This window comes from Corallococcus sp. AB018, from assembly GCF_003986945.1.
In the GTDB taxonomy this organism is placed as follows: domain Bacteria; phylum Myxococcota; class Myxococcia; order Myxococcales; family Myxococcaceae; genus Corallococcus; species Corallococcus exiguus.
Genome location: NZ_RAWR01000359.1, coordinates 1 through 5,765, shown reverse-complemented (window position 1 = coordinate 5,765; position 5,765 = coordinate 1). Strand labels below are relative to the sequence as shown.

At 70.2% G+C, this 5,765-nt stretch carries 6 protein-coding genes; 1 reads left to right on the top strand and 5 read right to left on the bottom strand.

The window, feature by feature from the left end:
• Window positions 1-451 precede the first annotated feature (451 nt).
• Window positions 452-1,102, top strand: coding sequence for a hypothetical protein (locus tag D7Y11_RS41235; protein ID WP_121756043.1), 651 nt, complete (start codon window positions 452-454; stop codon window positions 1,100-1,102).
• Here D7Y11_RS41235 and D7Y11_RS41230 read toward each other — a convergent pair whose 3' ends face one another.
• The 5 genes from D7Y11_RS41230 to D7Y11_RS41210 all read right to left on the bottom strand — a co-directional run bounded on the left by D7Y11_RS41230 (window position 1,103) and on the right by D7Y11_RS41210 (window position 5,536).
• Entirely contained in the window at window positions 1,103-2,077 is a 975-nt protein-coding gene (locus D7Y11_RS41230) for a hydrolase (RefSeq protein WP_120581370.1), read from the bottom strand.
• Entirely contained in the window at window positions 2,074-2,376 is a 303-nt protein-coding gene (locus tag D7Y11_RS41225; protein ID WP_120581371.1) for a YkgJ family cysteine cluster protein, read from the bottom strand. Before D7Y11_RS41225 ends, D7Y11_RS41230 begins: the two co-directional genes overlap by 4 nt.
• Before the next feature lie 22 nt (window positions 2,377-2,398).
• Window positions 2,399-3,538 carry a hypothetical protein gene (locus tag D7Y11_RS41220; protein WP_126936412.1) on the bottom strand — a complete coding sequence of 380 codons (1,140 nt, stop codon included), beginning with the start codon at window positions 3,536-3,538 and terminating at the stop codon, window positions 2,399-2,401.
• 326 nt (window positions 3,539-3,864) lie between these two features.
• The gene (locus D7Y11_RS41215; protein WP_306770495.1) at window positions 3,865-4,842 is read right to left on the bottom strand and encodes a GNAT family N-acetyltransferase; all 978 of its coding nucleotides are present in this window, start codon (window positions 4,840-4,842) and stop codon (window positions 3,865-3,867) included.
• Window positions 4,843-4,864: 22 nt separating this feature from the next.
• On the bottom strand, window positions 4,865-5,536 hold the full coding sequence (locus D7Y11_RS41210; RefSeq protein ID WP_169822588.1) for a hypothetical protein: 672 nt from the start codon (window positions 5,534-5,536) through the stop codon (window positions 4,865-4,867).
• Window positions 5,537-5,765: the final 229 nt, after the last annotated feature.

Below are 5,765 nucleotides of genomic sequence, written 5' to 3'. Positions count from 1 at the left end.
GCAAAGGCAGCACGGGGCAGGACGGGCGGGACGGGGCAGCACAGGCAGCACGGCGGATCAGGGCAGTGCGCATCACCTCTCATCGCGCGGCACCGTGGGGCAGCACGCGGCGCGGTCGAGCAAGGCAGCAGGCAGGTCGCAGGACGGGGCTGGGCGGCGGGACGGAGCAGTGCGCAGTTTGGGGGAGTCCGGCAAAGGCGGTCGTGGTCGCCGGACGGGAGAAGTGAAGAGCCGTGAATCAAGACGTGGCGGTGCGAGAGCTTCGCGATCCAGCCGGCGGCGGCATCGAGGCGACGCGACAGTCAGCACCGGGCGTGTGGCGGGAGTGGAGTGGCGGGTCGGGGGGAGCAACACGCAGCCGGGTCATCGGAGAGCACGTACTCCTGGGATCCGGCGTACCTCGCAAATCTCATCGCGCGTGGCCGCGATGTCTGGAACGGGGAGAATCCTCATGGGAGCGGTGTCCATCGTCACCGCGGCGGTAGTGGTCCTGGCGGCTCACACGGCCGTGGCCCAATCAAAACCGCAGGTGCAATCACCCCAGGTGCAGGCACCGCAGATGGAAGGCCGTCGGCGGATCAGCAATGATCCGGAGCGGCTGGCACCCTTCGGTCTGATGCTCGACGCGGGCATGCCCGAAGGCGCGGGACTCTCCGGCGTCCTCCGGCCTTCGCCGTACCTGCGAATCCACCTCGGCGGAGCGCACAACGGTCTGCGAGGCGCCTTGCGCGCAGGACTCACGCTGCTCCCGCTGAAGAGCAAGGTCTCTCCCTCGTTCTCATGGGAGTTCGGACACGCGCAGGCCGCGAGCACGCAGACGCTGAACCGGAGGCTCGCGGACCGCACGCAGCTGCCCACCTCCTCCATGGAGCGCGTGGGTTACACGTACATCAGTACGCACGTGGGCCTGGAGTTCAACGCCACCCGGCGCCTCAGCTTCTTCGTGCGCGGCGGCATGAGCTTCATGGAGATGGACGTCCCCAGCCTCCAGAAGCTGGACGAGCCCTTCCGCGACGCGCTGTCTCCCGTGGAGACGCAGTCGTGGATGATGCGCAAGGTGCAGCCGTCCGGAAAACTCGGCCTCACCTTCTTCTTCGGCTGATCAGCTGGCGAGCACCCGCTCGAAGAACGTGAGCGCCTGCGCCTCCGCCCAGAAGTACGGACGGTGCACGCGGCCCGCGACGAAGCCCACGTGGCCCCCCTGCTCGGTCAGCACCACGCTGAGGAACGGGTTGTCCCGCGCCGAGGGCGGAATCACCGGCGCCTCCAGCATCGGATCATCCGCGGAGCTCAGCAGCAGCGTGGGCCGGCGGATGTCCGCGAGCCTGGGCCCCGACGAAGCCTCCCGGTAGTAGTGCTCCGCGTCCCGGAAGCCATGCAGCGGCCCGGTGACCACGTCGTCATAGCCCCGGATGGTGCGCGCCGCCTCCATGCGCGTCCCGTCGAACGCGCCCGGGAACCGCTGCAACTTCGCGCGGGCCTTGCTCTTGAGCGTGCGCAGGAACCGCTCGCGGTAGAGCCAGTGGTAGCCGCTGCCGCCATCCAGTTTGCGGCAGCACGCGTCCAGGTCGTACGGCGCGCTGATGGACGTGGCGGCCACCACCGGCGCCTGGTCTCCCGTCTCCTCCAGCAGCCGGCACAGGACGTTGGCGCCCAGCGAGAATCCCACCGCGAGCATCGGTCCGGTGATGCGCTCGCGCACGTCCGCCATCACCAGCAGCGTGTCCGCCGTGTCTCCGGAGTGGTACGCCCGGGCCAGCCGGTTCGGCTCCCCGCTGCACGAGCGGAAGTTGATCGCCGTGGCGCCCCAGCCGCGCTTCGCCGCGCCCCGCAGCACCTCCGTGACGTAGCCCGCCTGCGAGGACCCCTCCAGGCCGTGCAGCACCACCACGTGCGGCGCGCCCTTCGGCCCGTCGAAGGTGTCCAGGTCGACGAAGTCCCCGTCCGGCAAATCCCTCCGCTCCCGGCGCAGGGGCGGCACGCGGGTGGGGCGCACGAGCGACGCGTAGATGGTCTGCGCGTGCGCGCCACGAACGCCCGGCGCGGGAACGAACGGCTCGGTGGGTTGGAAGTTCACTTCCGCTCCCTGATGGCGCGCGCCATCCGCATGGAGGCGCAGCCCGACTTGCGCACGGACTCCGCCTCCGCGGTGAGCTGGAACAGCGCCAGGTAGTTGTTCACGCGTTCTTCCAACGTGGGGGCCTCGATGCGGCGGCACACCTCGTCCGCCGCGTAGTCCCGGCACACCTGGGGCCTCCGCTCGTACACGGTGCACAGGTTGTCCGCGCCCAGGTGCGGGCACCGCAGCCCCAACGGCTTGTCCAGCGCGGCGATGTCCGGCGCCACGCAGCAGGCGCCACAGCAGGTGCACTCCATGAGACTCCTCGACGGTGCTTCTTCAGCGGCGGACGGCCTGCTCCACCTTGCCCAGGTTCGTCACGGTGAGCGTGACGCCCTGGCCCTTCTTCCACGCGACGAACTCGTCCTCGCGCGTGGGCTTCACCTCGTGCTGCTTCACGCCGTCGTCGTCGTAGCGCACGAGCACGGTGTAGTCCTCCTCGCGCCGCACCCGCTCGTTCGTCCCGGCGACGAGCTCCGGCCAGCGCGGCGGCCCCTCCGTGCCCTTGAGCTCGCGCGTGTCCACCGGCTTCCACACGTACGTGTCGTAGGCGCACTGCTGCGAGTAGACGGGCTCGTTGCGGTAGCGCGTCTCCGTGTCGCAGTCCTCGTAGGACTCGTTGCAGTACTTCGTCACATCGTGGCAGACCTCTTCGGCGAAGCCGTTGCCCTTGTCGCGACGGGAGCACTTCTCCTCGGTGCCGCAGGCCACCTTGCGCGTCTTCGTCCGGCACACGCGCTGGGTGCCGTCCGCCACCCGGCGGGTGCCACGCTGCCGGGACGCGCAGTCGCGGATGTTCGTCACGCCCGCGACCTCGCCCGCGCCGTTCACCGGCATGCGCGGCGAGGCGTTGCTCAGCTCGTCCCGCCAGCCCGTGCGCGTCTCCGGGACGAAGCGCTCCTGCACCAGCGCGCGGCGCCAGTTCGTGGCCACCACCTCGCCCTTGAGCTCATGCTTCATGTTGCCCCAGATGCCCACCGCGCAGGTGCCCAGGCAGCAGGAGCCCAAGATGCCCACCACGATGAGCGCCACCTTGCCGAAGCGGCGGGGCTTGGGCGCGGGCTTCGGTGGCGCCTTGGGGGACAGGTCCGCGAGCGGAGCGGCCTTCGCATCCGAGCCCCGTTCGGCGGAGCACTGCCGGCAGCGCTTGCCGTCGCCCCGGTTGGCCGCGCCGCAGTAGGCGCAGAACCAGTCCTCGCCGGCGCCGGCCATCTCCAGGGCCTGTTCGTCGGCGACACCCTCGCGGGTGGACTTGCCGGAGGCCGCGTCCACGTCACCGAAGTCGAACTCGGACTCCTTGCCGGTGAGCTCCCGCGGGTTGTTGCAGGAGGGGCAGTTCTTGTGACGGGCAGGGATGTTCTTGGCGCCGCAGGACGTGCAGTTCCAGGAGCCCTCGATGATGCGCCTTCTCTCGGCCATGGGGCGCATCCTAGGGGACCTGTCGCCGCCTGACACATCCGGGTTGGGGTCGCCGCCCCTGTTTCCACCTGGCCGGAGGTGGGAAGCCAGACCGCTCTCCTGGAATGGGAGCGCGGAGGTTTCTCCTGTCGAGTCGGACGGTGGTGTTGGTTCCGAAGCACCGGATGTTGCGCCGCACTCTTTACGGCTTGCTGTTGGCTGCTCCCTTGCTGCCCGGGGGACTGGCCTGTCGCCGGAGCCGTTGATCCACGACGCGGGCCTGCCCTCACGAGCGCAGGCCCAGGCCCTGTTCCAGGGGCTCGCCGCCGTGGGTCTTCAGGCCTGATTCACACCCAGAGGGCGCGAGGGAAGGGGACCTCCGCAGCGGGAGGCAGCCCCGGGCGCAGCGGCCGCAACATGGGCAGCGACCCGTCCCGCTGCACCCGCACCGCGCCGGGGACGCCGCCGAGCAGTGACGCCGTCGAGGGTTCCTCCCACCACACCACGCGCTTGAGTCCCGCGTGATGCGCCACGCGGCGCGCCTCCGTGAGCAGCACCTCCGCCGCGGAGGCGTCCCGCGCATCCAGCATCAGCACCACCAGCTCGCCGTAGCGCGCGTTCATCGTCCACAGCGCGGTGGATTCGCCCACCACCGCGCCGCACGTCCGGGGCCGTGGCCGCGCCAGCAGGTCCGCGTAGATGCGCTCCCGCTCCAGGTGCCAGTCCACCTGCGAGGCGCCAGGCCACAGGAAGAAGGACACGTCCGGCCGGCGCATCCGAGCGAGCGCCCCCGCCACGTCCGTCTCCAAAAGGCCGTCGTCCACGGGCCGGCCTCCCGGCGCATCGGCGGCGTCCAGGTGCCAGTCCCACGCGGGCACGTCCGCGTAGCCGGACCGGCGATACAGCGGCGCCCCGACGTCGGAGAACAGGACCACCGAGTGCGGCCGCTGCGCCACCTGCTCCAGCTCCGCGGCGACGGCGTCCATCAACCGCGTGGCGTGTCCCCGCCCGCGCAGGTGCTCCTCCGTGTACACGCTGGCGATTGCGTAGCTGTCCCCCTGCGTCAGCTGTCCGTCCGCGCCGCGCAGGAAGCTGTCCGTGTGGAAGGTCTCGCATGACGCCAGCACCCGGCCGTCATCCGCCAGCCACAGCCACGTGTTCATGCCCTCGCGGCTCCACGGGTGCGCACGCAGCCGTGCTTCACGCTCCTGGTACTGCGGCACGCTCAGGGGCGAGCCCCACGCGGCATGGGTGACGGCGTCGCGCTGCGCCTTCTGCGCGTCGGTGGCGAGGACGAGTGACATGGTGCCGGGCACGCTAGCCACGCGCCCCGCCCGCGCGCGAGCACTACAGCGTCGTGGTGTACGGGAACCGGAAATGCAGCTGCAGGTACGCCTGCCCCACGTGGAAGATGCCGTCCCCCAGCGAGTCCGGCAGCCCCAGCCCACCCAGCTCCTGCGGCACGTAGAACGTGGACTCCCAGCCCACGCTGACGAGGAAGCTCTTCGCCAGCTGGAACTCCAGGTCCGCGCCCAGGCTCGCACCGGGCCGCAGGAAGTGCGTGTCCGGCAGCGTGTCGGAGAAGATGTACGTGTACGTCAACACCAGCCCCACGCCCAGCTTGAAGCGCACCGGACTGGACGACAGCGGCACCCCCAGCCCCAGCGGCTTGAACGTCACGCCGTACATCCCCGTGTCGCGGTACTTGGGCGAGATGATGAACGAGTCCGGAATGAAGATGGACGGCGAGATGCGAATCTCATCCATCTGCTTCGCCTGCTTCCGGTAGCGCGCCGGGATGGCGCGCTGGTTCTTGCGCAGCCATTCCTTGTCCAGCACCGCGTCCACCGACAGCTTCAGCCCCGTGTGCAGCAGCTGGTCGTCCGCGATGGGGCCGGAGAACACGAACACCGCCGGCCCCACGCCCACGTCCACCGGAACGGTGACCTTCTGTGCCGCCATGGCGGCGGCGGGCCAGGACAACCACACGAACAGCAGCGCGAGCAGGGTGGGCCTCAAGGCGGGTCCTCACGTACCGGGTCCAGGGACGACCCGCGTTTCGAGCCTAGAAGGCTAGGACGCTCCGTGTCCCGCATGCGCTAAGAAGTTCGCGCCGGAATGGGAGCCGGCCCCTTCACGCTCCCTTGCAGGTCCGCTGCCGCACCTGCCTCATCCCAAGGAACCCAGATGCTCCCCGTTGCGCTGCTGCTCGCCTCGTCGCTGCAATCCCAGACGCCGGCGCCCGCCC